Raw genomic sequence first — 14792 nt, forward strand, 5'->3', positions numbered from 1 at the left:
GGTCTCCTTGGGTAGGGAATCTATGACGGGTCAGAATCTAGCACCCTATGTACCGCTTAGTCTATTTTTTAGAACGAAGCAGTTTGCGCTTCTATGCCTGGGCCAATAAAAGCGCAGCTTGTCCGATGTTGTGCAACGCCGTTCGAAGGTGGTCTGACTCTGCGCTCGCATCCAACTTCATCCTGCAGTCCAGGTCGCGGCATACCCAAAGAAGGTGCCATGCAAGATCGTCCCAATCTGGTGCGCCGGTGACGAAAGTACATCCATTTTTGGCTACCTCTAGGTCGGTGCGATAGGGAGGGGGGATCCGTTCGGCCACCAGCTCGGGTGAGCTTTCCAGCTCCACACGGATGACGCAGGGATAGCGTTTTGCGATATCGCTGCTGAAGTCCGGGGGTGGTGGAACTTTCGGGGTGAAACCCCAGCATGTTGTTTGTGCGTTGCTTATTCGGTCGAGGCGAAAAGTGCGCCAGTCGTCTCTGCTTTTGTCAAATGCTTGGAGATACCAGAGCTCGCCTTGGGTCATGAGCCGGGCTGGTTCAACTTCCCGCGTGGATGATGTGCCGTTGGGCTTGCTGTAGGTGAAACGTACGAGCGTGTGGTCCCGCTGTGAAGTGGCGAGTTGGGTGAGTAGTTGTAGTTCGACGGTCGGGCGCTCATGGGGGAGCGCCGTAGTTGCGTTATCAACCGCTGATGCTAGGGCTCGCAGGTGGGGCGGCAAGATGTGATCAATCTTGGCCAAGGCGCGAAGTGCGGCTGTTCCAGCGTTGTCGGTGCCGTTCAGGGCCATCATGCGCAGACTCGCGACGAGCGCGACGGCCTCGGTGTCGTCGAGGAGTAGGGGCGGTAAATGGCGACCAGTGCCCAATTGGTAGCCGCCCTCGATCCCGCTGCTGGAATTGACCGGGTAGCCCATATCGCGCAACCGCGCGATATCGCGGCGCACTGTGCGCTCTGTGACGCCGAGCTCAGAGGCGAGGGCGCTTGCTTGCCACGTGGTTCGCGCTTGCAATAGTCCCAAAAGCTGGAGCACGCGCTGCGTCGTATTTGCCATGCGGTCATTCTTCTCCATGCTGCGGACAAAAGCTGTCCTCAACGGGGCTTAGGGTTCCGGTTGGAAAGTGATCAACAGGAAGGAATACCGATGTATTTTCCGCGCAAAGACAATGAGCTAGACACGCTTTGTAACTATCTTGACGTGCAGTTAGATGCGCTGCGGGCTAGCGCGTTTGGGCTTGACGACGATGCTGCGAGGCGCACTCCACTCCGCAGTGCGCTGAGCATTAGCGGACTGCTCAAACACGTCACGTTTGTCATGGTGGGGTCGCTTTCCGGTGCCGGTGTTGCCGGGTATGAACACTCGCAGGCCGACTTTGCAGCCAGCTTTACGCCGACTGCCGAAGAGACGCTGGACCGCATCTTGGAACGCTTCGATAGCGTGCGAGCTGACTATATGGAGATGTGTCGCGGTGGTGACCTTGAGGCGGAACTGCCGGTGGGGCCGTTCCCGTGGTACGGCATGGATGAGCCGCAGGTAGCTAAGTTGCGCTACATCTACGTGCATGCGGTGGAGGAGTTCGCCCGCCATGCCGGGCATGCGGACATCATTCGGGAGCAGATTGACGGTGCGCAGGCTGCAGAGTTGCTCGCAGCGATCGAGGGGTGGGAACCGAACGAATACATCACCCCTTGGAGTAAGTAGCACACAGTTTCGAACAGTGGTAGCGTTCCCGCTATGAGGTTCAACGGGGGAGCGCCGCTGTCGTGGTCGCGGCTCGAACGCATCCTCTCCGGCCGCCCAGGCCCGGAGCCGGTGCCGGTCGGCCACACCGGCACGCCCGCAGGCGCCGCGTACGGCAAGGCGGAGTCGACGTCTCCATCGCGCGAGCGATGCCTATCGACGACACCGTTCGCCGAGCTGCACACCGTCAGCTCGTATAGTTTCCTCGGCGGGGCGAGCGAACCGGAGGACTTGGTGGATCGGGCTGTTGAGCTGGGGCTGAGCGCGGTGGGGCTGCTGGACCGGGACGGGTTTTACGGCGCGGTGAAGTTCGCGGAGGCGGCCGCGACGGCCGGGCTGGACACCGTCTTCGGGGCGGAGCTGACGCTCGGCGACACCGTCCTGCCCGTGATCGCCCGCGGGCCGGAGGGGTACAAGCGCCTCTCCCACCTGATGGCGGACGCGCACATGGCCACCCGCGAGAAGGACAAGGTGGCCTACCCGCCGCTGGAGCTCATCGGCGATCAGCTGGGCGGCACCTGCGTCGTGCTCGCCGGCTGGCGCTGGGCGGGAGAAATCGACCACCTGGTCGACGTGTTCGGCGCGGACAATGTGGTGCTGGAGTACGAGGTGTCCATGACGCCCGAGGACGCGGACCGGCACGCAGCGCTGGACCGGGCACGAGACGCGCACGCGGAAAAACACGCACGCGAACTCCCCGCCATCGTCACCGCGATGCCGGCCGCGGCCACACGCGACCAGGCCCGGCTGGCCCAGGCGAAGCGGGCGTTGGCTAGGCGCGAGTCGCTCGCCCAGGCGCACGGGGACCTGCACCCGATGGGGGCGAACTGGCTGCGCTCCGGCGACCAGCTCCAACGCATGTACCCGGGGTGCGAGGACAAGCTCGCCTACAGCGTCGAATTAGCCAAACGCTGCGCGTTCACCCTCGACCTGGTCGCGCCGGAGCTGCCGCGCTACCCCACGCCGGACGGCCGCAGCGAGATGGACCACCTGCGAAATCTCACGCTGGCGAGTGCGCAGTTTCGCTATGCGTCGCGGGGACCGGAGGTGCGTCGTAAAGCAATGGCCCAAATCCGCTACGAGCTGGAGGTGATTGAGGAGCTGAATTTTCCCGGCTACTTCCTCATCGTGTACAACCTGGTGGATTTCTGCGCGAGGCAGAACATCATGTGCCAGGGGCGCGGGAGTGCGGCGAACTCGGCGGTGTGCTTCGCGCTGGGCATCACTAATGTGGAGCCGATCGAGGCAGGTCTGCTGTTCGAGCGTTTCTTATCCCCGGACCGCGACGGCCCGCCGGACATCGACTTGGACATCGAGTCGGGCCGGCGCGAGGAGGTGATCCAGTACGTCTACGACACCTACGGGCGCGACAACGCGGCGCAGGTGGCCAACGTGATCACGTACCGGACCAAGGGCGCGGTGCGCGACGCCGCTCGTGCTTTGGGGTTCGCGCAGGGCGCGGCTGATAGTTGGGCGAAGGGGATGACGGAGGTACCGGAGGCCGTCGAAAAGCTTGCGGCGCAATTGAAAGGGCAGCCGCGCCATCTGGGCATCCACTCCGGCGGCATGGTGATCTGCGACCGTCCGATCGCGGACGTGGTGCCCGTGGAGTGGGCGCGCATGGAAAACCGCTCGGTGGTGCAGTGGGACAAGGACGACTGCGCCTCGGCCGGCCTGGTCAAGTTCGACCTGCTCGGCCTGGGCATGCTCGAGGCGCTGCACCACATGGTGGATCTGGTGGAGGAGACCACCGGCCGCACGGTGCACTTGTGGGAGCTTCCGCTTGACGACGCCCACGTGTACGACATGCTCTGCCGCGCCGATTCTGTCGGCGTGTTCCAGGTGGAATCGCGCGCGCAGATGGGCACCCTGCCCCGGTTGAAGCCGCGCCGGTTTTTCGACCTGGTGGTGGAGGTGGCGCTGATCCGCCCGGGACCGATCCAGGGCGGATCGGTGCACCCGTATTTGCGCCGCCGCGACGGGCTGGAGCCGGTGGAGTACGACCACCCGGTGCTCGAGCGCGCCCTGGGCAAGACGCTGGGCATCCCGTTGTTCCAGGAGCAGCTCATGCAGATCTGCGTGGATGCGGCAGGCTTTTCCGGCCGCGAGGCCGATGCGCTGCGGCGGGCCATGGGGTCGAAGCGTTCACCGGCTCGCATGGCGGCGTTGAAGTCGCGGTTTTTCGAGGGGTGCTGGCGCACCAACGAGATTGGCTCGGAGGTCGCCGAACGGCTGTGGCAGAAGATCGTGGCCTTCGCCGCCTACGGGTTCCCGGAGTCGCACTCGCAGTCGTTCGCCTCGCTGGTGTACTTCTCCGCCTGGTTTAAGCGCCACTACCCGGCGGAGTTCTGCGTGGGGCTTTTGCGCGCGCAGCCGATGGGGTTCTACTCCCCGCAGTCTTTGATCCAGGACGCGCGCCGCCACGGGGTGGAGGTGCTGCCGGTGTGCGTGAACAACTCCGGGTGCGAGGCGCGGTGCGTGGACTCCTCGACGATCCGGGTGGGGTTGGGGTTAGTGCGGGGCCTGGGTGCGGACGCGGCTTTGCGGATTGAACAGGCCGCGCCTTTCGACGGGATCGCGGACCTGGCGCGCCGGGCCGACCTGTCCGTGGAGCACGTCGAGGCGCTGGCCCGGGCGGGGGCGCTGGACTGCTTCGGGGGCACGCGCAGGCAGGCGCTGTGGCAGGCGGGCGTGGCCGCCACGGAGCGCGAGGGCATGCTGCCCGGGTTGTCGTCGGTGGTGGCGCCGTCGCTGCCCGGCATGAACCCGTTTGAGCTGATGGCCGCCGACGTTGTGGCCACCGGTGTCACGCCGGGGCTCATGCCGGTGGAGATGGTGCGCGAGGCGTTGTCGGCGCAGGGGGTGGTGCCGGCGGCGGAGTTGTTGCATGGGGTGGAGGACGGCACCCGCGTTCGCGTGGCCGGCGTGATCACGCACCGCCAGCACCCAGCCACCGCAGGCGGGGTGACCTTCTTGGGCATGGAGGACGAGACCGGGCTGATCAACGTGGTCATCTCCGTCGGGCTGTGGAACAAACAGCGGGTGTTAGCGCGCACCGCCAAGGCGCTGGTCGTGCGCGGGATCGTGCAAAACGCCTCCGGTGCGGTGTCCGTGGTGGCGGACCGGCTCGAGCCTCTGGCGATGGGGGAGCTGCTCTCCCGCGGGTCCCGGGACTTCCGGTGATGGGGTACAAGTGGAGCAGAGGGGGGAAAATGAAAATTTCGACCAATCCGGTGACAAAAACCTCGGCGGAGATCATTCTGGGCTCGCTACCTGAAGCGAGACGACAAAGGTACATGGATCTCGCCGGGCAAAAAGGGCCTTTGGTTGCTGCTCAGATTTATCTCTGGAACTCCTATGTTGCTGCAGCGATTCTCCGAACCACAGGGTTTGCAGAGGTGCAGCTGAGAACAGTCATCGACGAAAGTTTTGCGGAGTGGAATATCCAACACGGCGGAACTCGGGAGTGGATTACCGACCCAGTTGATTTGCTCGCGACAGTGGTGGCACAGCCGAAAAGGCCGCTGAGGTCATTCGCCGATTTGAAAACTGCTGGGCCGAACCCTACCCATAATGATTATGTGGCTGGATTAAGTTTTGGATCGTGGACCCAGCTGTTGCCGACGTCCCATTACCAAAACGACAGAAATCCTCGGCACGTGCTGTGGGTCGAAGCGATCCGCCCACGGTTAACTCACGCGGATGAGACGAACTTTTCTTCTCGAGCAAATAGTTTGCGGACCATCCGAAACCGAGCTTCGCATCACAGGCCGATTATTTCGGAGGAGAATGCAGTGAGACAGGCGCACCAAGACAGCGTTGAACTCTGCAAAATGATTAATCCGAAACTTGGTGAGTGGCTTCGGCGTGAACGCTGGATTTTAGAAGCGCTCAACCAGTCACCACTGAAATGAGGACAGCCCCCACAACTGAGGTGGGGGCCGTTGCCTATTCGCCGGAAAACCCGGCTCCGTGGAAGAAATCGTACAGTGCGAAACAGGAGGTCGCAACTGTTTGGCACGCGAGGCGGCCCGATGCTCTAGCGTGTCGTCGTTGCCGTAAAACTGCGCTGGGCGGATACCGAACAGTGCGTCGACGGCACCGAAGCAGCAGGAGAACTTGTCGTAGTCCACACGGGTCGCGCGTTTTCTGGTGATGGGTGTGTGACCGGGTGGCTGTGCCGGGTGTTGGCTGTGGATGCTTACCCCAGGATGCTTACTTCTAAACGCTTACTTCTCGAGAGAGCCAGGGCGATGCCAGCCGCCGTACTCGATGGGTAAGCATCCTGGAGTAAGCATCTACGCCGAGTAAGCATCCTGGGGTAAGCATCTACGCCGGAACAGCCCAACCATCCCGGGCTGGTAGCGTGAGCGCCATGTCAGACGCACCGCTGCAGCCTTTGCCCACCTCGGTGGAGACGATGCACAAGGTCTCCCCGAAGTTGATGTGGCCGAAGCTGGTCAGCAACGCCATCTGGATGTTCTTCGTCTGCGGCGGGCTCTACCTCTGTTACCACGAGTGGGGCTGGGGTTTTCTCATCCCGCTGGGCTTGTTCGGCGTCTTTTTCATCTGGCGGTTTTTCCTCATCCCGTTCCAGGTGCGCAACATGGGCTGGCTGGAAACGGACAATGAGCTGGTGTTGAGCAAGGGCAAGATGTTCCACACCATTACGGTGATCCCGTACGGGCGCATCCAGTTCGTGGATGTGGAGTCCGGCCCGATCTCCCGCTCCCTCGGCCTGAAGGAGCTGAAGGTGCACACGGCGTCGAGCTCGTCGGATTCGGATCTTCCGGGCCTGCTCGCGGAGGACGCCGACGCGCTGCGCGACCGCCTGGCCGTCAAAGCCCGCGAGCGGATGAGCGGCCTGTGAGCACTGAGCACACCACGCCCGGCATGGAGGGCTACCGCCGCATCCACCGCCTCACTCCACTGCTGCGCGTGTGGGCGTTCGTGCTGGCCCTGGCCACGATCGCGCTGTTCAACTTCACCATGCCCATCTACCACTGGGCGCAGCGCGAAAACGTCGGCGCGCGCGAGATTGCGTGGGCGGCGGCGGGTGCCGTCGCAGCGCTCGCGGTGATTTTCGCGGTCTCCCAGATCTGGTGGCGCCGCAGCGGCTTCAAAATCGGCGACGAGGAGGTGGAGGTGCGCCGCGGGGTGCTCACCAACCAGGTCCGCGCCGCGCGCTACGACCGCATCCAGGCCGTCGACGTCATCGAATCCTTCGCGCCGCGCATCTTCGGCCTCGCGTCGGTGCGCATCGAGGCTGCCGGCAACGCGCAATCCGCCATCGACATCACCTACCTGCCGCGCGATGAAGCGGAGGAGGTGCGCGCGCAATTGCTGCGCCGCATCGGGGGACCGCAGAAGCAGTTGCCTATCGACGCCTCCGGCCCGAACCTCGTGCCCCCAATCCCGATCCGCAGGTCGCTCATCGGCACCGCGTTCCAGATGTCCACGCTGTTCACCATCGCGTGGGCGTTCGTACCGATTTGGACGGACCTGACCGCCGCGGCGATCATCCCGGTGCTGGTGGGGTTCCTGCCACGGATCTGGCGCACCATCGACCAGTCCTGGCGGTTCACCTGCACCAAGGAGGGGGAGATGTTCCACCTCACGTACGGGTTGGCCAACCGCCGTCGTCAAGCGGTGCCACGCTCGCGCATCCACGCGGTGCAGCTGCGCCAGCCGATGTTCTGGCGGCTGTTCGGCTGGTGGACCGTCTCCGTTGTGGTGGCGGGCTACGGCTCGGAGCGCAACAAGCAGACCGGCACCTCGAAACTTTTGCCGGTGGGCACGTGGGAGCAGGCGAAGGCGATGGTGGACGCCATCGGGCCGATGACTGGCAGCGACCTGACGGATCTTGCTAGCGTCGACTACCGTTCGCCGCGCGGCGCCCGGTGGGTCTCGCCGATCGATTGGAAGCGCCAGACCGTCACCATCCGCGACGGCGCAGTCGCCGCGACGGCCGGCCGGCTGGGCCGCTGGTATCAGATGGTGGAAACCCCGCACATCCAGGAGCTGGCGTTCGAGCAGGGCCCGCTGCAGCGCGCCCTCGGCCTGGCCAACGTGGACCTGGACATGGTGCCCGGCCCGTTCAGTGTCTCCCTGCGCGATGTGGGGGAGGCGCAGGCGCGTGAAATCGTCGATAAGCTGCGGGCCCGCAAGCTCCCGCCGATGCAGGTCACGGACCCCTTGTCAGATGCCGCCGACGAACCCGAGCTGGCGCCACGCCTCGTAGACGGCGACTGAGCTTACGACAAGTTCAGGGTGTCACGGTGTTTCTACGCTATTTATTTGTGCGATGTTTGGCTATATGGCTTGATGCTCAAGATTCTCGCTCGCTTTATAAGAAAGGACCCCTGGTGGCGCATCGTGGAGAGGCTTTGCAGGGGGACCGTTGATGCAAAATATATATCAACAGCCAAGTAGCTAGGTAAAACTGATCACTTTTACCCCCGTATGTAGATGGGATAAGCAGCATTCACTTACTACTGTTCAGCCGGAAGCGATCAACATACACTAGGCACATGGTCGCAAGAATCGTGAGAAACGAAGAGGGATTCTTGGTCGCTGTCGGCTCATCTGAGGTCACGGACGAAGATGTCCGGATGTTGGTTGCGGATCGTCTGGAATCGGTACTCGAGGATCTAGACCCCGCCGAGGAACCCGAGCTGGCGCCACGCCTCGTAGACGGCGACTGACGCGGAGTTGGTCAGGTTCATGCTGCGCCGCGCAGGCAGCATCGGGATGCGCACCTCCCGCGTGATCCGCGGGTGGGCGAGGTGCTCTACGGGGATGCCGTTGGCCTCGTTGCCGAACAGCAGCGCGTCGCCGTCCTGGTAGGACACCTCGTGGTAATGGTGCTCGGTGTGCGCGGTGAACGCGAAGATGCGCGAGTCGGGGATGGCGTCGAAGCAGGCGTCGATGTCCGGGTGGATGATCACGTCCGCTAGGTCGTGGTAGTCCAGGCCAGCGCGTTTGAGGTGCTTGTCGTCGAAGTTGAAGCCGAGCGGCTCGACGAAGTGCAGCTGTACCCCGGTGTTGGCGGCGAGGCGGATGGCGGCGCCGGCGTTGCCGCCGATGGCCGGGTTGTCGTAGATCAGGTGGAGCACGCCTGACAGTCTAGGATTGGGGCCGTGACTGCGATCAAACTGGACGGAAAACTCTACCGCGAGGAGATTTTCGCGGATTTGAAGGAGCGCGTGGCTCGTCTCAAGGCTGAGCACGGCGTCACCCCGGGCCTGGCCACGGTGCTGGTGGGGGAGGACCCGGCGAGCCAGAACTATGTGCGCATGAAGCACAAGGACTGCGAGGAGCTGGGGATCGCGTCCATCATGAAGGAGCTGCCGGGCGATAGCACTCAGGAGGAGCTCGAGGCGCTTATCGACGAGCTGAACCACGACCCGGCCGTCACCGGCTACATCGTCCAGCTGCCGCTGCCGAAGCACCTGGACGAAAACCGCATCCTGGAGCTGATTGATCCGTCCAAGGACGCCGATGGGCTGCACCCGGTGAACCTGGGCAAGCTCGTGCTCAACGAGCCGGCGCCGCTGCCGTGCACCCCGAACGGCTCCATCAAACTGCTGGAGCGCTTCGGCGTGGATTTGAACGGCGCGATCGTCTGCGTGATCGGCCGTGGCGTGACGGTGGGCCGGCCGATCTCGCTGATGCTCACCGCCCGCGACGTCAACGCCACCACCGTGCTGTGCCACACCGGCACCAAGGACCTGGCCGCGGAGACCCGCCGCGCCGACGTGATCATCGCCGCCGCCGGAAAGCCGCACATGATCACCGCGGACATGATCAAGGAAGGCGCCGCGCTTCTCGACGTCGGCGTGTCCCGCGTCGACGGCAAAACCGTCGGCGACCTGCACCCGGACGTGTGGGAGAAGGCCGGCTGGGTCTCCCCGAACCCGGGCGGCGTGGGCCCGATGACGCGCACGTTCTTGGTGCGCAACATCGTGGAAAACGCGGAACGCCAAGCCGGCATCGGCCAGGACGCCAGCTAGGGCGTGAGCCGGTTTGGCAAGTAGCAGGATCCAGCTGCCTGGGAGCGACCGGTTGAGTACGGAGCTTCCGGACGGGCTGACGCTGGACAACCCCCACGACCGCGGCGCCGCCGCCTCGCCGTTGCCCGTTGTGGTGCAGCGGGTGATGGCCGCACTGTTCGTGGTGGGTTTCGTGCTCTCGGGGCTTTACGCGGCCACGGAGCACTGGCGCCGCGCCACGTTCACCCTCGGCGCGGCCATGCTGTGGCTCACCGTGATGCGCCTGACCTGCGATTCCAAAGTGATCGGCCTGGTGGCGGTGCGCTCGAAGCGTTTCGACGCGCTGTTTACCACCGCCCTTGGCGCGGCCATGCTGTGGCTGTCCTGGTCGGTGGACGCCCTCGGGTCGTAGCGCACACGTTCGGTAATTCGGAGCTGCGTGTCGGCGGGCTTCGTAGGGTTGAAGCTGTCGTTTCCCCAGGAGGTCCCGCATGACAGATTCCCACCCGAGTATTTTCTCGTTCACCACCGACATCCCCGGCACCGAGGTTGAGGTCACCGTGTCGGTGAAGTCGATTTACGAGGACGAACCGTCTCCCCAGCAAATTGATTTTGCCCGCAAGATGACGGCCGAGCTGTCGGCCGCTGTGTCCGAGTACACGCCAGTGCAGCCGTGGCGTACCGAGTCTTTGGATGCCTACGTCGTGCTGGCCAACACCCACCAACTGCTGGATTTGGGGCGCGATTCCGTTGACACCACCCCTTCACAGGCGCGCCGCTACTTCGCGGAAGCCGCCGACAACCTAGAGATTCTCAAAGAATGGGACCCACGCTTCACCACCGCGTACTACCAGGCCAGGAAGTGCGAACAGGCGGCCGGCAACTTCCTCATGGGTGAGCTTGAGGAGTTTCACAATTGCTTAGAGACGTGGATGCCAACGCGCCTGGGAGGCGACAGTCCCACAGAGCGAGTCGTGGTGGTGGACGATTTGCAGACGCAGGAAAGCTTCGCCGCCACGCTCACCCCGGACCACGAGGCGGTGAGCGTGAACATGCTGGACGCGGACGAGGTGGACGACTACTTCGCGGTCGGCCGTACCGTGTACCCGGTGCCGATGTACCCGGACGGGACGGTGATTTCGCGGCTTGCTACATCGGTCTACGTCGACGACATGCGCATCACCTACCTTGTGCACACCGAAGATGAGGCGTTTCCGTTGCTGAAGGAGCTCGGCGAGACCGCCGAAGAATTCTGTAGTCTCACCTGCGGTTACACGCCGGTGGAGTACTACACCGAACTCGCCTACGCGAAGCAGCTGGACAACCTGGTGTATTCCCCGCGCTTCGACGAGGACGGGGTGTACCGCCGCAACCTGCTGGACATGTACGCGTACTCGTTGTCGGTGATGAGCAACTTTGACGAGGTGTATGAAGTGCCCCGCGACTTGGCCCGCAGCGCGGCGAAGCTCAACGAGGAGATGCGTGTCGACGCATCAGTCGAGCTGGCCCGCACCATTGGGCACTGGCTGCCACGCGACATCTCGGAGCTCATCCCGCGCGGCTGGACCGACGCCAGCAACCAGGAATTCTCGCTTGCACTTGAAGATGGGCTGAACCTGCTCCCGGGCCGCCGATTCGTGGCGGTGTTCGACCACCAGTCGCCAGAAGAGTACGGGGAGACGTGCTTGCCGAACCGGGAGCAGCTATACCCGTTTGTGTACGGGCATGTGGCGGAGGCGGACATCTTCGACCTGCGTCACGCCCAGATTTTCCTGGGCGACGTGTAGCCCGCGGATATCCTGGCACCATGCCTAACCACGCAGCTGAATCCCACCACGCAGCCGACCCCGTCCTCGTTGTCGCCGACATCCACCTCGGCCGCAAGCAGCACGGCGACAAGAAGACCGGCCCCGGGATCGACTGGGCGCTGGACACCCTGCAACGCGGCGCGGAGGCGGGCGCCCGGCACCTGGTCATGCTGGGCGATGTGATCGACCGCAAGCGGTTCACTGAAGCGACGTACGGCGAGGTCACGCGGTTTTTCGCTCGCGGTCTCGAGCTGTTCGACACGGTCGTGTTCGTCGCGGGCAACCACGACGTGCACCACGACCTCACGGCAGTGATTCCGGGCGGCGTGATCGTCGCAAGGCAAGAGCCCCAGACCATCCGGGCGGGCGGGTGGGCGCTGCACACCGCCGCGGTGGAGGTGGACCGGGACCCGCGGGAGCTCGTCGCAAGGTTCCCGGCGCCAATCAAGGACGAGCCGAACCTGGGGCTGTTGCACACCTCCGTGACCGGCGAGTTCTCCAACAACCCGTGTCTGCCGTGCACCCGCGAGGAGCTCGCCGCGTTGGGGTACGGCGCGTGGCTGCTCGGGCATGTGCACGAGCGCATCACGCTTGCCGACGCCCCGTTTGCCGGCTGGGTCGGCATGGGCCGGGCCTACCTGGCCACCGCGGACGGTACCGCGGTGCAGGTCATAGACCTTTAGATGTCGTAGGCGCCGCGCTCGGCGGCGACCTCGCGCGCGGACGGGGTTTCGTGCGTCAGCGAGATGAAGTTGCGCAGGATCCGGTCCATCTGGCGGGCCTCCACGAGGAAGGCGTCGTGGCCGACCGGCGAGGACAGCTTCGCCATGGCGAGCAGGTTGCCCAGGTTGCGGGAGAGGTGTTCCTGCTGGTGGTAGGGGTACAAGATGTCGGTGTCCACGCCCACGATCATGGTCGGCACGGTCGACGAGGCCAGCGCTTTGTTCAGCCCGCCGCGGTTGCGTCCCACGTCGTGGCGGTTGAGGGCTTCGGTGAGGGTGACGTAACTGGCGGCGTCGAAACGCTGGGTGAGCTTCGTGCCCTGGTGCTCCAGGTAGGACTGCACGGCGAAGCGCTCGCCGTCGGTGCGGAAGGGGCCGAGGGGGTTTTCGCCGGGTTGGGCAGCGGTGCCGAAGCGCTCGTCGATCTCCAGCTCGCCGCGGTAGGTCAGGTGCGCGATGCGGCGCGCTGCCGCCAGACCGGCGTCCGGAGCAGAACCGGTGCGGTGGTAGTCGCCGCCGTGCCAATCCGGGTCATGGGTGATCGAGGTGATCTGCGCGGACTGGATGCCAATCTGCCAGGCGCTGGCCCGGGCGGACACCGCGAGCACCAGCGCGTAGTCCACGGCCTCGGGGTAGAGCAGGGTCCACTCCAGGGTGCGCGCGCCGCCCATGGAACCGCCGATGATCGCGTGGACCCGGCCGATGCCCAGCGCTTCCAGGAACGCGCGCTCGGCGTGCACCATGTCTCGCATGTTGATCGCCGGGAAGCGCGAGCCCCACACGCCGCCGTCCGGGTGTTCGCTTGCCGGCCCGGTGGAGCCGTAGCAGGACCCAAGCGCGTTCGTGCAGATCACGCACCACGCGTCGGTGTCCAGCGCCTTGCCGGGGCCGATGGCCTCGCACCACCAGTCGGCGGCGTCGGTGTCGCCGGTTAAGGCATGCTCCACCAGCAGGATGTTGTTCTTGCCGCCCAGGTCGCCGCGGGGGACGCCCCACCGTCGATAGGCAATGTGCGCATCCTGAATCACCGCGCCTGCCTCGGTGTGGACGTCGCCGATGGCGGCGGTGCCCAGCTCGCCTTCCGCAGCCAGCATTTACACCGCCGCGAAGCCGCGCTCGAGGTCCGCGATGATGTCCTCGACGTCCTCGATGCCCACGGACAGGCGCACCGTGGCCTGGGTGATGCCGGCGCGCGCGAGACCCTCGGCGTCGGACTGCGAGTGCGTCGTGGACGCCGGGTGGACCACAAGCGAGCGCACGTCGCCGATGTTAGCCAGATTGGAGTGCAGCTTCAGCGCGTCGATGAACTTCCAGGCCGCGGTCTTGTCGTCCTGGTCACCCGCGATGTCGAAGGACAGCACCGAACCGGTGTACTTCAGCCCCAGCTTCTCCTGCGTGGCCTTGTACGGCGAGCCCTCCAGGCCTGCGTAGTTGACCTTGGCCACCTTGTCGTGGGCTGCGAGGAACTCGGCGACCTTCTTCGCGTTCGCATTATGCTTTTCGACGCGCAACGCCAACGTATCGATCCCCTGCAACGCCACCCAGGCATTGAACGGAGAAATCGCCGCACCCGTGTCGCGCAGCAGGCCGGCGCGGGCGCGCAGCGCAAACGCTGGCGCGCCGAGGTCCGCGTACTTCAGGCCGTGGTAGGCCGGGTCCGGGGTGGTAAACAGCGGGAAGACGTCCTCGCCGTCACGCTGGACGGTCCAGTCGAAGTTGCCGCCGTCCACGATCGCGCCGCCGATGGCCGCGCCGTTGCCGGTGTAGAACTTCGTGGTGGAAAGAACCACGATGTCAGCGCCGAGCTCCAGCGGACGAACGAGCGCCGCGGTGGCCATGGTGTTGTCCACGATCAGCGGGACCTGGTTGTTGTGGGCGACCTCGGCAACCGCCGGGATGTCCAGCACGTCCGCGATCGGGTTGCCGAAGGTCTCGCCGTAGAACGCCTTCGTGTTCGGCTTGACGGCGGCCTGCCAGCTTTCCGGATCGTCCGGGTTCTCCACGAAGGTGAAGTCGATGCCCAGCTTCGGCAGCGTGTGCTGGAAGAGCGTCTCGGTGCCGCCGTAGAGGCGCGGGGAGGTGACCACGTGGTCGCCCGCCTGGGCGAGGGTGAGGATCGCGGCGGTCTCCGCGGCCATGCCGGAGGCGAACGCGGTGGCGGCCACGCCGCCCTCGAGGGAAGCGAGGCGGTCCTCCAGCGCGGACTGCGTCGGGTTGGTCAGGCGGGTGTAAATCGGGCCCGCGTCCGAGAGGTTGAAGCGGCTCTCCGCATGCTGCGCGTCGTCGAAGACGTAGCTGGTGGTCATGTAGATCGGCTGGTTGCGCGCGCCGTAATCCTGGTCCACCTGCTGGCCGGCGTGGATGGAGCGGGTGCCGAACGACCATTCGCTAGCGTTGGAGTTGTCGTACTTCTGCTTCGAGTTCGTCATGGGGTGCAATGTAGTCCGCTTTGTCTGCCATTGTGTACCAAGCGGTCTATATAGGGTTTGGGCTGTGGGTTTGGCTGAATATAAATCTGCGAGGGAGCCGT

The 14792-nt window shown here is 64.6% G+C and carries 13 protein-coding genes; 9 read left to right on the forward strand and 4 right to left on the reverse strand.

Annotation, left to right across the window (positions count from 1 at the left end; genetic code table 11):
* Positions 1–91: 91 nt before the first annotated feature.
* The gene (locus H0193_RS10530; RefSeq protein WP_236883586.1) at positions 92–1072 is read right to left on the reverse strand and encodes a helix-turn-helix transcriptional regulator; all 981 of its coding nucleotides are present in this window, start codon (positions 1070–1072) and stop codon (positions 92–94) included.
* A gap of 72 nt (positions 1073–1144) precedes the next feature.
* On the opposite strand from H0193_RS10530, the gene H0193_RS10535 reads away from it, so the two are divergent.
* From H0193_RS10535 to H0193_RS10555, 5 genes are all read left to right on the forward strand, one after another.
* Positions 1145–1702, forward strand: coding sequence for a DinB family protein (locus H0193_RS10535; protein WP_181889875.1), 558 nt, complete (start codon positions 1145–1147; stop codon positions 1700–1702).
* Between the two features lie 33 nt (positions 1703–1735).
* Positions 1736–4924 carry an error-prone DNA polymerase gene (locus H0193_RS10540; RefSeq protein ID WP_181889876.1) on the forward strand — a complete coding sequence of 1063 codons (3189 nt, stop codon included), beginning with the start codon at positions 1736–1738 and terminating at the stop codon, positions 4922–4924.
* Positions 4925–4953: 29 nt separating this feature from the next.
* Positions 4954–5655: a hypothetical protein gene (locus H0193_RS10545; protein WP_181889877.1), complete on the forward strand. Its 702-nt coding sequence runs from the start codon at positions 4954–4956 to the stop codon at positions 5653–5655.
* Positions 5656–6116: 461 nt separating this feature from the next.
* Positions 6117–6611 (forward strand): PH domain-containing protein, encoded by a 495-nt coding sequence (locus tag H0193_RS10550; protein ID WP_236883587.1) that lies wholly within the window; start codon positions 6117–6119, stop codon positions 6609–6611.
* Positions 6608–7993, forward strand: coding sequence for a PH domain-containing protein (locus H0193_RS10555; protein WP_338026653.1), 1386 nt, complete (start codon positions 6608–6610; stop codon positions 7991–7993). The genes H0193_RS10550 and H0193_RS10555 overlap by 4 nt, the downstream gene beginning before the upstream one ends.
* A gap of 398 nt (positions 7994–8391) precedes the next feature.
* Here the strand turns inward: H0193_RS10555 and H0193_RS10560 are convergent, their stop codons facing one another.
* The gene (locus H0193_RS10560) at positions 8392–8856 is read right to left on the reverse strand and encodes a tRNA (cytidine(34)-2'-O)-methyltransferase (RefSeq protein WP_181889878.1); all 465 of its coding nucleotides are present in this window, start codon (positions 8854–8856) and stop codon (positions 8392–8394) included.
* A gap of 24 nt (positions 8857–8880) precedes the next feature.
* Between H0193_RS10560 and H0193_RS10565 the strand changes: the two genes are divergently transcribed.
* From H0193_RS10565 to H0193_RS10580, 4 genes are all read left to right on the forward strand, one after another.
* On the forward strand, positions 8881–9753 hold the full coding sequence (locus H0193_RS10565; protein WP_181889879.1) for a bifunctional methylenetetrahydrofolate dehydrogenase/methenyltetrahydrofolate cyclohydrolase: 873 nt from the start codon (positions 8881–8883) through the stop codon (positions 9751–9753).
* 52 nt (positions 9754–9805) lie between these two features.
* On the forward strand, positions 9806–10144 hold the full coding sequence (locus H0193_RS10570; RefSeq protein WP_236883588.1) for a DUF3017 domain-containing protein: 339 nt from the start codon (positions 9806–9808) through the stop codon (positions 10142–10144).
* Positions 10145–10223: 79 nt separating this feature from the next.
* Positions 10224–11519: a hypothetical protein gene (locus H0193_RS10575; protein ID WP_181889880.1), complete on the forward strand. Its 1296-nt coding sequence runs from the start codon at positions 10224–10226 to the stop codon at positions 11517–11519.
* A gap of 20 nt (positions 11520–11539) precedes the next feature.
* Entirely contained in the window at positions 11540–12223 is a 684-nt protein-coding gene (locus H0193_RS10580) for a metallophosphoesterase family protein (RefSeq protein ID WP_181889881.1), read from the forward strand.
* Here H0193_RS10580 and metX read toward each other — a convergent pair.
* Complete coding sequence (metX, locus tag H0193_RS10585; RefSeq protein ID WP_181889882.1) at positions 12220–13356, reverse strand: homoserine O-acetyltransferase MetX; 1137 nt, start codon at positions 13354–13356, stop codon at positions 12220–12222. The genes H0193_RS10580 and metX overlap by 4 nt on opposite strands.
* Positions 13357–14691, reverse strand: coding sequence for an O-acetylhomoserine/O-acetylserine sulfhydrylase (locus H0193_RS10590; protein WP_181889883.1), 1335 nt, complete (start codon positions 14689–14691; stop codon positions 13357–13359).
* Positions 14692–14792: the final 101 nt, after the last annotated feature.

It is taken from the genome of Corynebacterium haematomassiliense (genome assembly GCF_013978595.1).
GTDB classification, from domain to species: Bacteria; Actinomycetota; Actinomycetes; order Mycobacteriales; family Mycobacteriaceae; genus Corynebacterium; species Corynebacterium lehmanniae.